20 protein-coding genes are annotated in these 15,313 nt (G+C 60.6%); 11 read left to right on the forward strand and 9 right to left on the reverse strand.

The genetic code is table 11. The features are described from left to right. Nucleotides 1–10: 10 nt before the first annotated feature. The 3 genes from H0Z09_RS19615 (at nt 11) to H0Z09_RS19625 (ending at nt 2,019) form a co-directional block, all read left to right on the forward strand. Nucleotides 11–616, forward strand: coding sequence for an arylesterase (locus H0Z09_RS19615; protein WP_186692726.1), 606 nt, complete (start codon nt 11–13; stop codon nt 614–616). Between the two features lie 58 nt (nt 617–674). Beyond that, entirely contained in the window at nt 675–968 is a 294-nt protein-coding gene (locus H0Z09_RS19620) for a hypothetical protein (RefSeq protein WP_010211879.1), read from the forward strand. Nucleotides 969–1,053: 85 nt separating this feature from the next. After that, nucleotides 1,054–2,019 carry a L,D-transpeptidase family protein gene (locus tag H0Z09_RS19625; protein ID WP_076950405.1) on the forward strand — a complete coding sequence of 322 codons (966 nt, stop codon included), beginning with the start codon at nt 1,054–1,056 and terminating at the stop codon, nt 2,017–2,019. A gap of 361 nt (nt 2,020–2,380) precedes the next feature. Here the strand turns inward: H0Z09_RS19625 and oprI are convergent, their stop codons facing one another. Next, nucleotides 2,381–2,632, reverse strand: coding sequence for an outer membrane lipoprotei OprI (gene oprI, locus H0Z09_RS19630; protein WP_003172710.1), 252 nt, complete (start codon nt 2,630–2,632; stop codon nt 2,381–2,383). 613 nt (nt 2,633–3,245) lie between these two features. Between oprI and H0Z09_RS19635 the strand changes: the two genes are divergently transcribed. Further along, nucleotides 3,246–3,527 carry a GNAT family N-acetyltransferase gene (locus tag H0Z09_RS19635; protein ID WP_003233387.1) on the forward strand — a complete coding sequence of 94 codons (282 nt, stop codon included), beginning with the start codon at nt 3,246–3,248 and terminating at the stop codon, nt 3,525–3,527. Nucleotides 3,528–3,592: 65 nt separating this feature from the next. Here the strand turns inward: H0Z09_RS19635 and H0Z09_RS19640 are convergent, their stop codons facing one another. Beyond that, nucleotides 3,593–4,669: a 3-deoxy-7-phosphoheptulonate synthase gene (locus tag H0Z09_RS19640; protein WP_053130701.1), complete on the reverse strand. Its 1,077-nt coding sequence runs from the start codon at nt 4,667–4,669 to the stop codon at nt 3,593–3,595. A gap of 131 nt (nt 4,670–4,800) precedes the next feature. After that, the gene (locus tag H0Z09_RS19645; protein ID WP_186692728.1) at nt 4,801–5,235 is read right to left on the reverse strand and encodes a PilZ domain-containing protein; all 435 of its coding nucleotides are present in this window, start codon (nt 5,233–5,235) and stop codon (nt 4,801–4,803) included. On the opposite strand from H0Z09_RS19645, the gene H0Z09_RS19650 reads away from it, so the two are divergent. From H0Z09_RS19650 to cysB, 5 genes are all read left to right on the forward strand, one after another. Beyond that, nucleotides 5,234–5,620 carry a thioredoxin gene (locus tag H0Z09_RS19650; protein WP_186692730.1) on the forward strand — a complete coding sequence of 129 codons (387 nt, stop codon included), beginning with the start codon at nt 5,234–5,236 and terminating at the stop codon, nt 5,618–5,620. The genes H0Z09_RS19645 and H0Z09_RS19650 overlap by 2 nt on opposite strands. After that, on the forward strand, nt 5,617–6,570 hold the full coding sequence (locus H0Z09_RS19655; protein ID WP_186692732.1) for a putative 2-dehydropantoate 2-reductase: 954 nt from the start codon (nt 5,617–5,619) through the stop codon (nt 6,568–6,570). Before H0Z09_RS19650 ends, H0Z09_RS19655 begins: the two co-directional genes overlap by 4 nt. Before the next feature lie 15 nt (nt 6,571–6,585). Continuing rightward, complete coding sequence (locus H0Z09_RS19660; protein WP_076950409.1) at nt 6,586–7,491, forward strand: 5'-nucleotidase; 906 nt, start codon at nt 6,586–6,588, stop codon at nt 7,489–7,491. Nucleotides 7,492–7,564: 73 nt separating this feature from the next. Next, nucleotides 7,565–8,065 carry a universal stress protein gene (locus H0Z09_RS19665; protein ID WP_076950410.1) on the forward strand — a complete coding sequence of 167 codons (501 nt, stop codon included), beginning with the start codon at nt 7,565–7,567 and terminating at the stop codon, nt 8,063–8,065. A 104-nt stretch (nt 8,066–8,169) separates the two neighbouring features. Then, entirely contained in the window at nt 8,170–9,144 is a 975-nt protein-coding gene (gene cysB, locus H0Z09_RS19670; protein WP_012722988.1) for an HTH-type transcriptional regulator CysB, read from the forward strand. 118 nt (nt 9,145–9,262) lie between these two features. Here the strand turns inward: cysB and H0Z09_RS19675 are convergent, their stop codons facing one another. Both H0Z09_RS19675 and H0Z09_RS19680 read right to left on the reverse strand, forming a co-directional pair. Further along, complete coding sequence (locus H0Z09_RS19675) at nt 9,263–9,745, reverse strand: GreA/GreB family elongation factor (RefSeq protein ID WP_186692734.1); 483 nt, start codon at nt 9,743–9,745, stop codon at nt 9,263–9,265. Between the two features lie 5 nt (nt 9,746–9,750). Then, entirely contained in the window at nt 9,751–10,119 is a 369-nt protein-coding gene (locus H0Z09_RS19680; protein ID WP_186692736.1) for a hypothetical protein, read from the reverse strand. Nucleotides 10,120–10,251: 132 nt separating this feature from the next. On the opposite strand from H0Z09_RS19680, the gene earP reads away from it, so the two are divergent. After that, complete coding sequence (gene earP / locus H0Z09_RS19685; RefSeq protein ID WP_186692745.1) at nt 10,252–11,385, forward strand: elongation factor P maturation arginine rhamnosyltransferase EarP; 1,134 nt, start codon at nt 10,252–10,254, stop codon at nt 11,383–11,385. Between the two features lie 49 nt (nt 11,386–11,434). Next, entirely contained in the window at nt 11,435–12,007 is a 573-nt protein-coding gene (locus H0Z09_RS19690; protein ID WP_003172723.1) for an elongation factor P, read from the forward strand. Nucleotides 12,008–12,072: 65 nt separating this feature from the next. Here H0Z09_RS19690 and H0Z09_RS19695 read toward each other — a convergent pair whose 3' ends face one another. The 4 genes from H0Z09_RS19695 to H0Z09_RS19710 form a co-directional block, all read right to left on the reverse strand. Further along, on the reverse strand, nt 12,073–13,089 hold the full coding sequence (locus tag H0Z09_RS19695; RefSeq protein WP_186692747.1) for an alpha/beta hydrolase: 1,017 nt from the start codon (nt 13,087–13,089) through the stop codon (nt 12,073–12,075). 28 nt (nt 13,090–13,117) lie between these two features. Further along, a complete protein-coding gene (locus tag H0Z09_RS19700; RefSeq protein ID WP_105698494.1) occupies nt 13,118–13,537 on the reverse strand; it encodes an organic hydroperoxide resistance protein in 420 nt (139 codons plus the stop codon). A gap of 265 nt (nt 13,538–13,802) precedes the next feature. Next, nucleotides 13,803–14,255 carry a MarR family transcriptional regulator gene (locus tag H0Z09_RS19705; protein ID WP_186692750.1) on the reverse strand — a complete coding sequence of 151 codons (453 nt, stop codon included), beginning with the start codon at nt 14,253–14,255 and terminating at the stop codon, nt 13,803–13,805. 80 nt (nt 14,256–14,335) lie between these two features. Beyond that, the gene (locus tag H0Z09_RS19710; protein ID WP_186692752.1) at nt 14,336–15,286 is read right to left on the reverse strand and encodes a LysR family transcriptional regulator; all 951 of its coding nucleotides are present in this window, start codon (nt 15,284–15,286) and stop codon (nt 14,336–14,338) included. Nucleotides 15,287–15,313 lie beyond the last annotated feature (27 nt).

A 15,313-nucleotide genomic window follows, 5' to 3' on the forward strand; every position in this document is an offset into this window, starting at 1 on the left:
GGAGAATCCGATGCGAATGTGGTTTTTGAGTGCTGGCCTGGCCTTGATGTGCATGGCCCAGAACGCAGCGGCGGGTACAGTCCTGATCGTTGGCGATAGTATCAGTGCCGGTTTCGGCCTGGATACCCGCAAAGGGTGGGTCGCCTTGCTGGAGCAACGGCTCAAGCAGGAAGGTTTCGACGATAAAGTGGTGAATGCGTCCATCAGCGGCGACACCAGTGCCGGAGGCCTCGCGCGGCTGCCGGCGGCGCTTGCAGAGCATAAGCCGGACGTCGTGGTCATCGAGTTGGGCGGCAATGACGGCTTGCGCGGGCAGCCCCCTGCGCAATTGAAACAAAATCTTGCGTCGATGATTGACCAGTCCAAGGCCGGCGGTGCCAAGGTGTTGCTGTTGGGCATGCAGTTGCCGCCCAATTACGGCCCGCGATACACCACGGCGTTTGCCGAAGTCTTCGGCGCGTTGGCCAAGGAAAAAAACGTCCCGCTGGTGCCGTTTTTCCTCGAGGGCGTGGGCGGGCATCCCGACATGATGCAGGCCGATCAACTGCACCCGGCGGTCGGCGCCCAGGGCAAGTTGCTGGAAAATGTCTGGCCGACGCTCAAACCGCTGCTTTGACGCTTTTCTACCGGCAGGCTTTCGGCTAAGGTGGCGCCCCCCCGATTTGGAGCCCCTGATGTCGCGTCCTGCCTGGTCCCTGTTTAACTACCAACTGATCGAGCCGGACGAGCAGCTGGATCTGTTCGCCTGCCAGGAAGTGCGGGTGCATCTGGTGGCGCGTCAATTGGAACTGGGCGGCTCCATCGATCGCACGCTGTGCGGCACGCTACTGCCGGCGCAGCCACGTTGGTCGCGGGTGGACCGTTCGATTTTCCAGGACCAGCGCCTGTGCCCGCTGTGCCGGGCCATCCTGGAATCCCAGAAGCGCGGCACGCCGCCGATCTGGCCGGAGCTGCGTTTCGAACTCTAGGGCGGCGACAAGCTTGCAGCTAGAGGTTCGCTTCACGTATACAATCGATTTTTACCTACCCGTCGTTCTGCGAAGGATTACCCGGATGTTGTCGCGCCTTTCCGTCGTCACCTGCTGCCTGTCTCTCGCTGCACTCTGTGCGGCCGGTTCCGCATCAGCCCTGCAGTTGCCCTTGCCACCACCGGGTGAAGACATCGTCGGCCAGGTCCAGGTGATCAAGGCCAAGTACGAAGACACCTTTGCCGACCTGGGCACCACCTACGACCTGGGTTATTCGGAGATGGTCGCGGCCAACCCGGGCGTGGATGCCTGGCTGCCGGGGGCGGGCACCGAGATCGTGCTGCCGACGCGTTTCATCCTGCCGCCGGGGCCGCGCGAAGGCATCGTGATCAACCTGGCGGAGTACCGGCTCTACTATTACCCCAAGGGCCAGAACGTGGTCTACACCTTCCCGTTGGGGATCGGTCGTGAAGGCTGGGGTTCGCCTATCGCCCACACCAGCATTATCGCCAAGACACCCAACCCGACCTGGACCCCGCCGGCCTCGATCAAGGCCGAGCACGCCGCCAACGGCGATCCGCTGCCCAATGTGGTGCCCGCCGGCCCGGACAACCCGTTGGGCCCGTTCAAGTTCACCCTGGGTACGCCGGGTTACCTGATCCACGGCTCCAATGCCAAGTTCGGCATCGGCACGCGCACCAGCCATGGCTGCTTCCGCATGTTCAACAACAACGTGCTGGAGATGGCCAGCATGGTGCCGGTGGGCACATCGGTGCGCATCATCAACGATGCCTACAAGTTCGGCAGCAGCGGCGGCAAGGTTTACCTGGAAGCGCATACGCCGTTGAACGATGACGGCACGCCGTCGGTGGTCGACAAGCACACGGCGGTGATCAACGCCTTGCTCAAGCGTGAAGACCTGGCCAATCAATTGCGGGTCAACTGGGACCAGGTGCGTGACGTCGTCGCGGCGGAAGACGGCTTGCCGACGGAAATCGGCGTACCTGGTGCAGCCTCGGTAGCCGCAAGCGCGCCCTTGGATCCTCTGTAGGCGCGTGGGCGTTAAGCGCAGATCCCCTGTGGGAGCGGGCTTGCCCGCGAAGACGGCAGCCGGCAAACATTGATCTTGACTGGCCCACCGCTATCGCGGGCAAGCCCTAATGCCGATCAGTGAAGCGAACGCAATGCTTAAAGCAACGAAGATCAAATGTGGGAGCGGGCTTGCTCGCGAAGACGTCGGCACAGCAAACATTGATGTTGACTGACCCACCGCTTTCGCGAGCAAGCCCGCTCCCACAGGGGATTGCGCTTAACTGACTGGCATTAGGGCAAGCCCGCTCCCACAAGGAATCGCGGGCAATAAAAAAGCCGACCCATAAATGGATCGGCTTGATAACAACCCCGAAGGATTATTACTTGCGGCTAGCTTTTTCAAGCATACGCAGGGCGCGCTCGTTAGCTTCGTCAGCAGTCTGTTGTGCTTTTTGAGCAGCAGCCAGCGCTTCATCAGCTTTACGGTAGGCTTCGTCTGCACGAGCCTGGGAGCGAGCTGCTGCGTCTTCAGTTGCAGTCAGACGTGCTTCGGTTTCTTTGGAGACGCTGCTGCAACCGGTAGCCAGAACTGCGGCCAGAGCCAGTGCAGAGAATTTCAGAACGTTGTTCATCGTGTTCCCCTTCAAGGACTTTCTATTAGATGACTAGTTCGCCCAGAGTGGGCTAATAGCCGGCGTACATACTACCCATTACTTGTAGTAAGTAAACTGACGTAGCGCAAGAAGTAAAAAAAATTCTTGCAGCGCATCTTTTTTGGCTAACCTTTTGGAGGTTTGTATAAAAACCGTCCAATTTTTTTCAATCGGGTGCGCATTGGATCCAGCCTGAGAAGGCCGGCCCGCATGCCTCAGGCCCTGCCGGCAGATGAAATCTTATATATCCACGCCGACACTTACGTTCCGCTTGGCTCTACCTGGGCCAGCATCTTTTGCGCATGTAGAGGTGACTTTAAGAGCGCGAGTTCGTCTCAAGGTTCAACTGCCGGCAATGTTCAGGCTTTCGATCCTCGGTTGATCGGGAGCCCTTTCTATATCCGCCAGCGGCAGGGATGACGAGCGCGCCTTGAGCAATCGCAGGATTGGTGCCTACTATTCCCTACGTGCTGGCTGTGAGCGCTCAGGGTTTTCTCGCTGTCGAAACCGGCACGGGGTGGCGTAGATGTTCCTTCGCCGGAAAAACATCGGTAAGGTAGGGGTCAGAATCCAAGACCCGCGAGGAGTAGTGATGAGCGAGGCGTTGTCCATCCACCATGACCAGGCTGGTCATCAGTTCGAGACCAATGTGGACGGTCATCGTGCCTATCTGACCTACATGGACCTCGGCAAACAGACCCTGGATATCTATCGGACCTTCGTGCCCAACGCACTGCGGGGTCGTGGTATCGCAGCGGCATTGACTGAAGAGGCCCTTAAATTCGCCGAAGAGTCAGGCTACACGGTGATCCCGTCCTGCTCCTACGTCGAACGCTACATGGAGCGCCACCAGCGCCATGCCGCGAAGCTGTAAGCACCCATGACAGAATAAAAAAACGCCGGGCTCAGCCCGGCGTTTTTGTGTGCGCAATTAAAAACTCAGGTGCGCTTGCGCTTGGGCAATACGTCCTTGAGCTTGGCATGCATGCTGCGCAGGGTGTTTTCGGTGGCGGACCAGTCGATGCAGGCATCGGTGATCGACACGCCGTACTGCAAGTCGGCCAGGTCTTTTGGAATCGCCTGGCAGCCCCAGTTCAGGTGGCTCTCGACCATCAGGCCGATGATCGACTGGTTGCCTTCCAGGATCTGGTTGGCGACGTTTTCCATCACCAGCGGCTGCAGGGCCGGGTCCTTGTTGGAGTTGGCGTGGCTGCAATCGACCATGATGTTCGGCTTGATTTTGGCCTTGTTCAGTGCCTGCTCGCACAGCGCAACGCTGACCGAATCATAGTTGGGCTTGCCGTTGCCGCCGCGCAGCACCACGTGGCCGTAGGCGTTGCCCTTGGTGGTGACGATGGACACGCCACCTTCCTGGTTGATCCCCAGGAAACGGTGCGGGCTGGAGACCGACTGCAGCGCGTTGATCGCCACGGTCAGGCCGCCGTCGGTGCCGTTCTTGAACCCGACCGCCGAGGACAGGCCGGATGCCATTTCACGATGAGTCTGGGATTCGGTGGTGCGTGCGCCGATGGCCGACCAGCTGATCAGGTCCTGCAGGTACTGCGGGGAGATCGGGTCCAGCGCTTCGGTGGCGGTGGGCAGGCCCATTTCAGCCAGGTCCAGCAGCAGCTTGCGACCGATGTGCAGGCCGTCCTGGATCTTGAACGAGTCATCCAGGTAGGGGTCGTTGATCAAGCCTTTCCAGCCGACGGTGGTACGCGGTTTTTCGAAATAGACGCGCATCACCAGGTACAAGGTGTCGGACACTTCTGCCGCCAGCACCTTGAGGCGCTCGGCGTACTCGTGGGCAGCCTTGAGGTCGTGGATCGAGCAAGGCCCGATAACGACAAACAGGCGGTGGTCGGTGCCGTCGAGAATGTCACGGATGACTTCGCGGCCCTTGGTGACGGTCTGCAGGGCAGCGTCGCTCAAAGGGATTTCGCGCTTGAGCTGATCGGGTGTGATCAGGGTCTCGTTGGATTCGACGTTTAGGTCATTGATCGGTAAATCAGCCATCGTGTTACTCGTCAGGGTCACGGGTGCCGGCCGCCAGCCATCCCCGTGCGGCGGAGCACAGCATGATTTGGATGCAGGGGGGAGGAACCTTAGCGCGTAACACCGGCCCGCGACAATGGGCAAAGCCCGCTTTAATCCAGCGCTGGCGCCACAAAGGCCTCATGGGAGAACTCACCGGCATGGCGCGATACCCACTCGCGGGCCAGGGCTTCGAGTTGCTCGGGAGTCGGCTCGGCGTCTTCGTGCTGGCGACAATAGCGCTCTATCCGGCATGCTTGCTCACCCATTCGCGCACCGAACAGCGCATGGTCATCGGTAAACGAGACACCGACGCGGTAGCCGTCTTGCACCTTGCGGCACCACGCCACGTAGCCCGGATAACGCGCGCCGGCGCCCAGGGAAGGGATGTGCAGTTCAACCGCCGTGCCCTCACGCCAGGCGCGCGGCCAATTGCACGCGACGCCGCCCAGGCCGATAGTATGCAGGCGTTGGCGGGGTAAGGCGGGAGCGGGGCGTTGGGTCAACAAGACAGCGACATCATCAGGGTGAGGTAGAAAACGACCCATGTACACGGACTCCGAGCACCGTTCAGTTGACGGCGGTGGCAGCAGTAGAGTGAAGCAACTGGAATTGACCGACCTGGATATTGACCAGCAATTGCTGGGATTGCCAGGCATTTCGCTCGTCGTATTTACCAGCGTGGGGTGTTCCAGTTGCCGTTGGGCACGCCAGCAATTCCCGGGCTGGCCGTTGCCGGTGGACCGCGTGTGCTGGGTGGATGCCGGCCACAACGGCGGTGCGGTCGAACGCTACCAGATCTTTCATTTGCCGGCGTTGTTCGTGGTGTGCGAGGGTCAATTCCTCGGGCAATTACAGACGCGTCTTACTTCTTCTGACCTGTCTGACGCCATTAACCTAGCGCTTACCCGTACGCCAGAGGATCTGCCATGACCGCACAATCACCCCGTATTGGTATCATCGGCACCGGTGCCATCGGTGGGTTCTACGGTGTAATGCTGGCGCGTGCCGGGTTCGATGTGCACTTCCTGTTGCGCAGTGAATACGCGGCGGTCAGCGAACACGGCCTGTACGTCAACAGCACCGTGCATGGCGCCTTGCACCTGCACCCGGTGCAGGCCTATGCCCGCGCCGCCGATATGCCGCCCTGCGACTGGTTGCTGGTGGGCACCAAGTCGACTGGAAATGTCGAACTGGCCCCGACCCTTGCCCAGGTCGCGGCGCCGGATGCCAAGGTGGTGTTGCTGCAAAACGGCCTCGATGTGGAAGACAGCTTGCGTGAACACCTGCCGACTTCGCTGCACCTGCTGGGCGGGCTGTGCTACATCGGCGTGCACCGTTCCGCGCCCGGCGTTGTCGAGCATCAGGCGCTGGGCCGGGTCAACCTGGGTTATCACAGTGGCACGGCGGCCAACGATGAAACCCGGCAGAAGGCGATTGTCGAAGCCGGCGCCGCGTTGTTTCATCAGGCCGGTATCGAATCCGAAGCCATGGCCAATGTGCATCAGGCAAGGTGGCACAAACTGGTGTGGAACGTGCCCTTCAACGGGCTCTCGGTATTATTGAACACCGGCACCACGGCGCTGATGGCGGACGAATCCAGCCGTGAGCTGATCCGGGCGCTGATGGCCGAAGTCATCGAGGGCGCGCACGCCTGCGGCCATGAAATCCCCAAGAGTTACGCCGAGCAGATGTTCACCATGACCCAGACCATGGCCGACTACCTGCCCAGCATGTACCACGACCACGTGCATAAACGCCCACTGGAATTGGCGGCGATCTACGCCCGGCCACTGGCCGCCGCAAAAGCCGCGGGGTGTGAACTGCCGCGGATGCAAGCGCTCTACCAAGCCTTGAGTTTTATTGATCGGCATAATCGCTGAGCCGAGGAGCAGAGCATGGCAAAGGGGATGGGCGACAAATTGGTGCTGGCGATTTCATCGCGCGCGCTGTTCGACCTGAGTGAAAGTCACAAGGTGTACCTGGCCGAAGGCGTCGAGACCTACCGCCAGTACCAGATCGAACACGAGGAGGAAATCCTCGAGCCCGGCGATGCGTTCCCGCTGGTCAAGAAACTGCTGAGCCTGAACGCCAGCCTGGGTCGTGCCCGGGTCGAGGTGGTGCTGGTGTCGCGTAACAGCGCCGACACTGGCTTGCGCGTGTTCAATTCGATCCAGCATTACGGCCTGGATATCTCCCGCGCCGCCTTCGTAGGCGGGCGTAGTCCTTATCCTTATCTGGCCGCGTTTGGTTGCCATCTGTTCCTGTCGACCCATGCCGAAGATGTGCGCAGTGCACTCGACGCCGGCTTCGCGGCGGCGACGATTCTGTCAGGCGGTGCGCGCCGTGCCTGCAGCGGTGAACTGCGCATTGCCTTCGATGGCGATGCGGTGCTGTTTTCCGATGAGTCGGAGCGCGTGTACCAGGCCGGTGGGCTGGAAGCGTTCCAGGCCAACGAGCGGGAGTCGGCACGCCAGCCTTTGCACGGCGGTCCGTTCAAAGGTTTCCTGGCGGCGCTCAACCTGTTGCAGCGCGAATTTGCGGACGACGCCTGCCCGATCCGCACCGCCTTGGTCACGGCCCGATCGGCGCCGTCCCATGAGCGGGTGATTCGCACCCTGCGTGAATGGGATATCCGTCTGGACGAGTCGTTGTTCCTCGGTGGCCTGGAAAAATCCGCATTCCTGGAGGCGTTTGCCGCCGATGTGTTTTTCGATGACCAGGCCGGGCATTGCGAAAAAGCCATGGAGTTTGTTGCCACCGGGCATGTGCCCCATGGCATCAGTAATGAGCTCAAGCGCTAAGTCAGTCGGATTCGCCGATGCGCTGCTAAGCTCATTTAATCTCCGCCATCCTGGCAGTTCCAGGGGGGGTTCCATGATTCGTTCGATGCTGTACGCCACGGACCTCGGCCTGTACGCGCCTTATGTGATGCAGCATGCGCTGGCGCTGGCCCGAACGTTCAAGGCGGACCTGTATGTGGTTCACGTGGTGGAGCCCATCGGGCTGTTCGCCGAATCGGTATTGCAGAGCTACCTTGACGAGAAAGCCCTGAGTGAATGGCAGAGTCAGGGCCTGACCACGGTGATGGCGACGATTGAGCAACGGGTGCTGGACAGTTTCAGGGAGGAGTTGGGGGAGGGCGAACAAGACTTGAAGTTGATCCGCTCGGTACGGGTGATCCAGGGCGACCCGTGCGAGGTGATCCTCGACCAGTTGCGCAAATTGTCCGTGGACCTGCTGATCGTCGGCAGTCATAGCCAGGCAGCCGCGGCGGCTACACCCTTGGGACGTACCGCCGCGCGGGTGTTGCAGCTATCTACGGTGCCGGTTTACCTGGTGCCTTCGCTGCAACGTTGCCGCAGCGATGACGTGTGAAAGGCGAAAACGATAAAAAAGTTCTAGATTTATCAATCGAACCTTTAATATAGTTATATACCGTCGCTGATACCCGTGGCGTCTATCTGCTTTGAGGGACACATATGAAGCTTCAACAACTGCGCTACATCTGGGAAGTGGCGCACCACGATCTCAACGTTTCCGCTACCGCTCAAAGCCTCTACACCTCCCAGCCTGGTATCAGCAAGCAGATCCGCCTGCTCGAAGATGAGTTGGGCGTCGAAGTGTTCGCCCGCAGCGGCAAGCACCTGACCCGCGTCACCCCGGCCGGCGAGCGCATCATCACCACCGCCGGCGAGATCTTGCGCAAGGTCGAAAGCATCAAGCAGATCGCCCAGGAATTTTCCAACGAGAAGAAGGGCACCCTGTCCATCGCCACCACCCACACCCAGGCGCGTTATGCGTTGCCGCCGGTGATCCGTGATTTCATCAAGCAGTACCCGGATGTGGCCCTGCACATGCACCAGGGCTCGCCGATGCAGATCGCCGAGATGGCCGCTGACGGCACCGTCGATTTCGCCATCGCCACCGAAGCCCTGGAGTTGTTCGGTGACCTGGTGATGATGCCGTGCTACCGCTGGAACCGTTGCGTGGTCGTGCCCCAGGGTCACCCCCTGGCCAAGCTGCCGAAGCTGACCCTGGAAGCCCTGGCTGAATACCCGATCGTCACCTACGTGTTCGGTTTCACCGGCCGTTCCAAACTCGACGAAGCCTTCAGCCATCGCGGCCTTACGCCAAAAGTGGTGTTCACCGCAGCCGACGCCGACGTGATCAAGACTTACGTGCGCCTGGGCCTGGGCGTGGGGATCGTCGCCAAGATGGCGGTCGATACAGCGCTCGACAAGGACCTGGTGGTGCTCGATGCCAGCGAACTGTTCGAGTCCAGCGTGACCAAGATCGGCTTCCGTCGCGGCACGTTCCTGCGCGGCTTCATGTGCGATTTCATCGAGAAATTCGCGCCGCACCTGACCCGTGAAGTCATGGCCAAGGCGATCCAGTGCCACAACAAGCAGGAACTGGAAGAGCTGTTCGACGGTGTGGAACTGCCCGTCCATTAAGTATTGCTGACACGGTAGGAGCGAGCTTGCTCGCGAAAAACGTCAACGAAAACGCAGCGATTCTGGTTTAACGCGGCGCTCTCAAGTTCTTCGCGAGCAAGCTCGCTCCTACAGGGGTTTACCTGGCCTCGGTAACCGTAAAGTGTTGCCGGGCGCCCGCCACCTGAATCTCCACCTCATCGCCTTCGAACTTGCCCAACAGGCTCTTGCCCAGCGGCGAGCGCGGGGTGATGACGGTCACCGGTTGCCCGACCACGTCCACCTTCAGGCCCGCCGCGTCAGGCGCGAGGAACAGCCACTGCTGGCGGTCGTTCTCGTCTGCCAGGCCCAGCAGCGCGCCGATTTCTATACCCCGTTGCTCATCGTAGGCGCGCACTGCCATGTTCTGGCATAGCGCCAACGCCTGTTTGATTTCCTCGACCCGCTTGGCTTGCCCGGCCGCCAGGTAGGAGGCCTCGAGTCCAAGGGTGTCGTACTTGTTTTCCGCGATGTTTTCTTCGTGGGTCGCGGTTTCGTAGGCGGTCTGCGCGGCGCGCTGGGCAATGTCGAGGTCGACGCTGAGCTTTTCGAGGATCAGCAGGTGCACGGCGTGTTTATTCATGGTCATCAATCGCAGAATTGCAGGACATTGGCCCGGGTCTTTTCGTTGGGGGCGTTCTGGTCCTGTTGCAGCCAGAACTGGCATTTGGGGTTGGACAGGTTGCGCGCATTGTTGCGGGCCTGGTCCAGGGTCTGTTGCTGTTCCTGCTTCTGCAGGTTCTGCTGGTATTGCTCGAACATCCGGTTCGGTGGCTCAGGTACCACAACAGCAGGCTTGCCCAATTGCTCGACGGCCTGGGCCACCGGCGCAAGGCTCTGCGGGAACAGGTAGCGCGACGCCAGCCAAGTGCTCAGCACAATGGCGATAAACCCCAGCCATACGCCAAACGCGATACCCACAATCAGTTTGAACAGCGACAACGGACGATCAGCCATGATGGCCTCCTGGCAGGCATTTGCAGCGTGACGGCGATTGTCGCACAGCCAGTGCGCAGAATAATCGCGATCAAGCCTTCTGCATCCGCGCATTTATGCGGACAATCGAGCCTTTGATCACTGGAGCCCGGAATGAAAGCCCGCTGGGATATTTTTTGCAGCGTCGTCGATAACTACGGCGACATCGGCGTGACCTGGCGCCTGGCCCGGCAATTGGTGGTGGAGCACGCGTGCGCTGTGCGCCTGTGGGTTGATGACCTGCGCGCTTTCGAACGCCTGTGCCCGGACATTGATGTGCGCCAGGACGCGCAATGGCAGGAAGGCGTCGAAGTGCGCCATTGGCCGGCCGAATGGGTGAGTGCGCCGGCCGCCGATGTAGTGATTGCCGCGTTCGCCTGCCAGTTGCCGCCCGACTATATGGAAGCCATGGCCGCCCGCGAACGCACGCCGTTGTGGATGAATCTGGATTATCTGAGCGCTGAAGACTGGGTGGTAGGCTGCCACAGGTTGCCCTCGGTGAAATTCAAGGGTGTGCAGAAGTACTTCTTCTTTCCCGGCTTCCGGCCCGGCACCGGAGGCTTGTTGCGCGAGGCGGGGTTGCTGGAGCAGCGGCGGGCTTTTCAGCAGGATGCCAGTGCGCAGCGAGAATTCCTGCAAGCTCTGGGCATATTTCCCGCAGCCGATGCGCGGCTTATCTCACTGTTCGCCTACGAGAACGCCGGGTTGGCCGGTTGGCTGGAGCTGTTATCGACGGACGGGCGTGCCACTCATCTGTTGGTGCCGGAGGGGCGCATCCTGGGTGACGTACAGCGCTGGCTGGGCCTGGAACGCCTGGCTGCGGGGGATATCCAGCAACGCGGCGCGCTGACGGTACAGGTCATCGCCTTCGTGCCTCAAGAGCACTATGACCGCCTGCTGTGGTGCTGCGACTTCAATGCCGTGCGCGGCGAAGATTCGTTCGTGCGTGCCCAGTGGGCCGGGCGTCCGCTGCTGTGGCACATCTACCGGCAGGATGAAGACATCCACCTCGACAAGCTCGATGCCTTCCTCGAGCTCTACACCGCTGGCTTGTCACCGGCTGCAAGGGTTGCGCTGATCGGGCTCTGGCACGCCTGGAATACCGAGGGCGATATGGCGCAACCGTGGAAAATGCTGCTGGAACACTGGCCCGAGGTCAATCTGCACGCTGAAACATGGTGTCTGGAACAGGGTTTGCAGGCCGATCTTGCGACGGCACTGGTGAATTTTCATGAAAGTTGGATATGATACGCCACCTTGAATTTTGTAAATCCCATCCAAATTTCGGATATATGCAATGAAAACTGGTAAAGAACTGAAACCCGGTACAGTGATCCGTCTCGAAAACGACCCTTGGCTGGTTCAGAAAGCTGAGTTCACCAAGTCTGGTCGTAACAGCGCCATCATGAAGACCAAGCTGAAGAACCTGCTGACCGGTTACAAGACCGAGATCGTCTACAGCGCCGATGACAAACTGGACGACGTGATCCTCGACCGCAAGGAAGCGACCCTGTCCTTCATCAGCGGCGACACCTATACGTTCATGGACACCACCGACTACACCATGTACGAGCTGAACGCTGAAGATATCGAAGCCGTTCTGCCGTTCATCGAAGAAGGCATGGAAGACGTCTGCGAAGCGATCTTCTTCGAAGAGCGCCTGGTTTCCGTAGAGCTGCCGACCACCATCGTGCGTAAAGTGGCCTACACCGAAGGTTCCGCTCGCGGCGACACGTCGGGCAAGGTGATGAAGCCTGCCAAGCTGAGCAACGGTACCGAACTGCAAGTCGCCGATTTCATCGAAATCGACGACCTGATCGAGATCGACACCCGCGAAGGTGGTTCGTACAAAGGTCGCGCCAAGAAGTAATTCTGGCCCCGCCGATACGAAAAAAAGCCCGACCTTGCGTCGGGCTTTTTCATGGGCGTTACGTTTTACTTCAGGTGTTGCTTCAACTCGTCCGAAGCCTGCAGCATCGCCGAACGGACGGCTGGCACTTGGCTGATCACGTTCAGCAAACCGTAGTCGTGGATCATGCCGTTGTAGCGCACCGCGGTCACCGGCACACCGGCTGCATCCAGCTTGCGCGCATAGGCCTCGCCTTCATCACGCAGCACGTCGGCGCCTGCGGTCTGGACCAGCGCGGGCGGCAGGCCTTTGAGCTGATCGCTGGTCGCGCGCAGCGGCGAGGCGTAGATCTCGGCACGTTGCTTGGCGTCGGTGGTGTAGTTGTCCCAGAACCACTTCATCATGTTTCGGGTGAGGAAGTGCCCTTCGGCATATTGGTTGTAGGACCCGGTGTCGAAGTTGGCGTCGGTCACCGGCCACAGCAGCAGTTGGAACTTGATCGCCGGCGTGCCCTTGTCTTTGGCCATCAGGCTGACCACCGCCGCCATATTGCCACCGACGCTGTTGCCCGCGACTGCGAGGCGCTTGCCGTCGACATTGATCTCTTTGCCATGCTCGGCCACCCATTGGGTCGCGCCGTAGGCCTGGTTGATGGCGACCGGGTAATGCGCTTCCGGCGAAGGTGTGTAGTTGACGAACACCGCCACCGCACCCGAGCCCACGACCAAATCCCGCACCAGGCGTTCATGGGTCGGGTAGTCCCCGAGCACCCAGCCGCCACCGTGGAAGAACATGAATACCGGTAATGTGCCCTTGACCCCGGCCGGACGCACGATAGTCAAGTCCAGTGGCTTGCCGTCGACCTGAATGGTTTTATGGCTCACATCCGCTGCCGGCAGCGTCAGCTTCACACCGGCCTGGGCGCCGGTCAAAACGGCACGGGCGTCCTTTGGCGTCAGTTGTTCTATCGGTTTGCCGGTGCCGGCGTTCAACACATCCAGGAAGGCCTGGGTGTTGTGTTCCACATCACCGGTCGCCGCGAAGGCCTGGGTGATGGACAGGGCGAGCAGGGTGCCGGTGAGCGCTTTAGCGAATGTGTTCATGTTCTTCTCCTTGAGCGGCTGCGGTTGATTAAACGCTTACGTGCAGGCGGACATCGACGTTGCCACGGGTGGCATTGGAGTACGGGCACACTTGGTGAGCAGCGTCGACCAGGCTTTGCGCGTCGTCCTGGGCCAGGCCCGGCAGGCTGATGTGCAGGTCGATATCCAGGCCGAAACCACCGGGGATCTGGCCGATGCCGACGTGGGCGGTGATCGAGGCGTCATCCGGGATTTTGCGTTTGGTCTGGCTGGCAACGAATTTCAGCGCGCCGATAAAGCAGGCCGAGTAGCCGGCAGCGAACAATTGTTCCGGGTTGGTGGCCTGGCCACCGGCACCGCCCAGTTCCTTGGGGGTGGAGAGTTTGACGTCGAGGATGTTGTCGCTGGAAACAGCACGACCATCACGGCCGCCGGTGGCGGTGGCTACTGCGGTATAGAGCGTTTGCATGGTGGTTTCCTCAGGGTTGTTAGCGCTAAATGTTTGCGCGCTAAGTAGTTGGTGGAGCGAATGTATAGCGCTAATGTTTTGCGCGCAAGATAAATTTATAAAAAAGTTTTCAACATGTGATTTTCTGACACGCCGCAAAACCAAATGTGGGAGCGGGCTTGCTCGCGAAAGCGGTGGATCAGCCGCTGAATCAGTCGACTGACATACCGCTTTCGCGAGCAAGCCCGCTCCCACATTTTAGATTTTTGGTGTTTGGTCTACCGCGTTAGAGGCTGGCTTGCAGGTTGGCGCGCAGGGCGATCAGGTCACCTTGCAGCTTGCGCAGTTGTTCCAGCTCCAGGCCGCTGGCGCCGAGGATGCAGTGCGGAATACCCATGGCCTTGTCCTGCAAGGCACGGCCGGCGTCGGTCAGCTCCACCACCACCACCCGTTCGTCCTCACGGCTGCGAGTCCGGCTGAGCAGGCCTTCGCCTTCCAGGCGCTTGAGCAGCGGCGTCAGCGAACCCGGATCGGTCAGCAGGCGGTTGCTGATTTCGCCGACGGTCAACCCATCCTCTTCCCACAACACCATCATCGCCAGGTATTGCGGGTAGGTCAGGCCCAGGGCTTGCAGCAGCGGCTTGTAGACCTTGGTCATCAACAGCGACGTTGAGTGCAGGGCGAAGCACAGCTGGTTGTCCAGCATCAGCGATTCGCACGGATTGGGATTCTTGCTCATGGCGGTACCTCGAAAAAGCGTGTCTGGGCTGGAATCTAGCGGGCAAACCTTTAATGCGCCAGATAATTCTGTCCCAGCGGTCAGACCAAACCACTTTGCAGGGCCAGGTCCCAGGGCGGTACCGGGCTGAAACGGGTTTTCAGGTATTCCAACAACAGGCGGCTGCGCGCATTGGGTTGCTGTTCCAGGCGCAGCGCATAAATGCCGGTGGTCTCCGGGCTGGGCAGGCCGTTTTCGCAGAACAACGGCAGCAGTTCGCCACGCACCAGGTACTCGCTGGCCAACCAAGTGGGCAGGTGGGCGATACCCAGCCCGGCCAAGGCACCGGACAGCAAGGCTTCGGCGTTATTGGCGCTCAGGCGGATGCGCCGCGGGCGATACGTCGCGCGGCGCCCATCCAGCTCGAAGCGCCAGGCGAACATCGGCGCCAGGCCGTCCCAGTCCAGTCCATCATGCTCGCTGAGCTCACGGGGATGGCGCGGCGTGCCACGGTTTTTCAGATAGGCCGGGCTGGCGCAGGCGATGCGCACGATGCTGGCCAGCGGCGTGGCGATCAGCCGTGTATCGACGATATGCCCGGCACGCAGTACCAGGTCGACCTTGCCCAGGTGCGTCCCCTGCATGTCCACAAAGCTGTCGATCAAATGCAGGTGCACGTCCAGTCCGGGGTACACGTTGAGGAAGTCCGCAACCACCGGCGCCAGGTGCCGTCGACCAAACGCTGCGGGCGCGTCCACGCGAATCAGGCCTTCCGGCGCATGGCTCAGGGACACCGCTTCGGCCCGGGCCAGTTGCAACTCGCTGACGATCCGCCGTGCGCGCTCGGCAAACGCCAGGCCCGCCGGGGTCGGCACCACCGCGTGGGTGCTGCGCTGGAACAAGCGGCTGCCCACCGAACGTTCCAGGCTGTCGATGCGCCGCGCTACGGCTGAGGGCGTCAGAGGATGGCGGCGTGCGGCGGCGGAGAAGCTGCCGGTTTCCAGCACATCCAGAAACAGGCCCAGCTGGTCGGTCAAGGTATTCGGGTTCATGGAAGCAACGCTTATGCAAGATTGGCA

It is taken from the genome of Pseudomonas sp. SWRI18 (assembly GCF_014268345.1).
Taxonomy (GTDB): domain Bacteria; phylum Pseudomonadota; class Gammaproteobacteria; order Pseudomonadales; family Pseudomonadaceae; genus Aquipseudomonas; species Aquipseudomonas cedrina.